General features: G+C 57.5%; 3 protein-coding genes and 1 pseudogene. All 4 read left to right on the top strand.

Going from position 1 to position 2,015, the window contains the following annotated elements; genetic code table 11:
• Positions 1–271, top strand: a pseudogene (locus M3I53_RS37835) (DUF2235 domain-containing protein); the annotation flags it as partial.
• A gap of 25 nt (positions 272–296) precedes the next feature.
• A complete protein-coding gene (locus M3I53_RS37830; protein WP_254320809.1) occupies positions 297–482 on the top strand; it encodes a hypothetical protein in 186 nt (61 codons plus the stop codon).
• An 84-nt stretch (positions 483–566) separates the two neighbouring features.
• Positions 567–1,076, top strand: a complete 510-nt coding sequence (locus M3I53_RS37825) for a DUF3304 domain-containing protein (RefSeq protein WP_254320808.1) — start codon at positions 567–569, stop codon at positions 1,074–1,076.
• A partial coding sequence (locus tag M3I53_RS37820) for a DUF2235 domain-containing protein (RefSeq protein ID WP_254320807.1) occupies positions 1,073–2,015 on the top strand: 943 nt, incomplete at its 3' end. The genes M3I53_RS37825 and M3I53_RS37820, both read left to right, overlap by 4 nt.

The following is a 2,015-nucleotide window of genomic DNA, read 5'->3' as shown; positions in this document are numbered from 1 at the left end:
TCGCCCTCACAACAAGCCGCTGTCCGACGAACAGCTGGCTTACTGGAATGTGTGGCTGAACCCACCGACCCTGTCGCCCAACATGATCCGCTTCTTCGATCAATACGTGCACGACTCGCGAGCCGGGTTCCTGCGCATCGACGGTAGCGGGTACCTCAAGCCACGGCAGATCATTGACGTTGAGGGGGCAAGCGTAGCTACAGCCCAATCCGGGACAACGCAACCGTCCGGTTCGATGGCAGAAACCTCGCCAGAGACCGCGACTTCTTGATTGCGATTTCTGAAGGAAATCAGGTATGGCTGTTAACTTCTCGAAGCTTCCGCCAGTGGAACCGATGCCGGAGAATCCGCCGTCGCGCATCGTCTGGACCATCGTGTTTTTCGTCATTGTGATCGCTGGAATATTCATGGTATTGCTTGTCTGGCTCTTCTTCGATGGCACGGGAAATAATCGAGATCTTGACTTGCCGCTGAGAAAGTAATCCTTGGAAGTTGTCGCGAGTCAATAGAGAAGGCGTTACGACGGCGTGGTGGCGGTAGACGATGAACCGAACGAAAGGTGAGCAATGAGACGCGTGATATGTGGATTCTTCGTACTGTTGTTGATCATGCTGACCGGGTGCGCCGTCGGTCAGCCGAGTGGCTACGTGGATGCATCTGCATGGAGTGCGAACTACACCGAGGATTACATCCACGACTTCTGGATTCAAACGGCTTCAGGGAAAGACACCGGAATGGGGGGTATTCAGGTTTCGGAGTTTTCGCGAGGCGGCAAAGGGGGACGTGAATGCTGCTCACTGATCCCAGGAGTCGGGCAGACGATCAGGGTGGTGTGGCGCGTTGGGGGGCGGCAAGAAACCAGGTCAGAGTGGAAGACGTACAGCAAAGACGTAGCAATCGCGGGTGCGACGTCGAGCGCGCCTGACGCGATGAATTTTTTGATTGTACGTTTCTTTCCCGGCCACAATATCGAGGCCGAATTCGTTTCTGAATCAGGAGAGCCCGATGGCAAGCCAAGTCCCCGCGTGGATCAATTGTTTTATGGGCGTCGAGTCATGCGACAAATGGGAGAATGAAAGTGCAGGACTGGATAACCGACAACCCGATGCACTTCTTGCGGTCGATGAAGACTGCCACGCAGCAGCATGCAGAAGAGTTCATGACCTGCACCACGTGCGAGCAGCAGCCATGGTTCAGCTTCTTCTTCGACGGCACGCAAAACAATCGCAAAGTTGACGAACCAGAGCAGAAACTGTCCAACATTGCCCGTTTGTTCGCTGGGCATGTTGACGAAAGCGAAGCACCACTTATCAACCGTTTCTACTATCCCGGCGTCGGCACCCCGCTCGATGCAAGCAATCCTGGCTGGTGGGAAAAGATCCGCGACAGCGAGATTATGGGTGGTGGCGTTGGACTGGGTAGCGACGTTCGCTTAGCAAAAGCCGAGGGTGAGCTAAACCTCGCCCTTCGCCGAAACCACAAAGTTAGTCGCATCGATGTGGCGGTGTTCGGTTTCTCGCGCGGTGCCACGCTCGCCCGGGCGTTCGTGAACCGGCTGCTGAAGAAGTGCACGCTGAAGGACGGCGTGCCGCGCTGGCCGTGTCCGACGGCGGTGGACGGCCAGTCGGCACCGCTGCACTTCCGCTTTCTCGGTGTGTTCGATACGGTCGAGTCGGTCGGGCTGCCAGCCCATAACCTTTCCGACATGCGCATGATGGTGCCCGAGCAGGTGGAGCGATGTGTGCACTTCGTCGCCGACCATGAGTTGCGTGCCTGCTTTCCCGTGACGCCCGTGCGCGGCACGCAGGCATTCTACGAAGAAATCGTATTGCCGGGCGTGCATTCCGATGTGGGCGGCGGCTATCGGCCCGAGGAACAGGCCCGCTCCGACCTGCTCGCCCGCATAGCGCTGAACCGCATGCGCCTTGAGGCAGCAATAAGCGGCGTGCCGTTCACCGCACCAAAGCTCGCCGAGAAGGACGTGTTCGCCCTTTTCGAATATGACGACGACGTCA

It is taken from the genome of Paraburkholderia sp. CNPSo 3272, from assembly GCF_024206495.1.
Classification (GTDB): domain Bacteria; phylum Pseudomonadota; class Gammaproteobacteria; order Burkholderiales; family Burkholderiaceae; genus Paraburkholderia.
This window is presented reverse-complemented; position numbering and strand designations above follow the sequence as displayed.

Coding starts and splice junctions, on each gene's coding strand:
- M3I53_RS37830 (WP_254320809.1), top strand. CDS start 297: ATGGCTGTTAACTTCTCGAAGCTTCCGCCAGTGGAACCGATGCCGGAG.
- M3I53_RS37825 (WP_254320808.1), top strand. CDS start 567: ATGAGACGCGTGATATGTGGATTCTTCGTACTGTTGTTGATCATGCTG.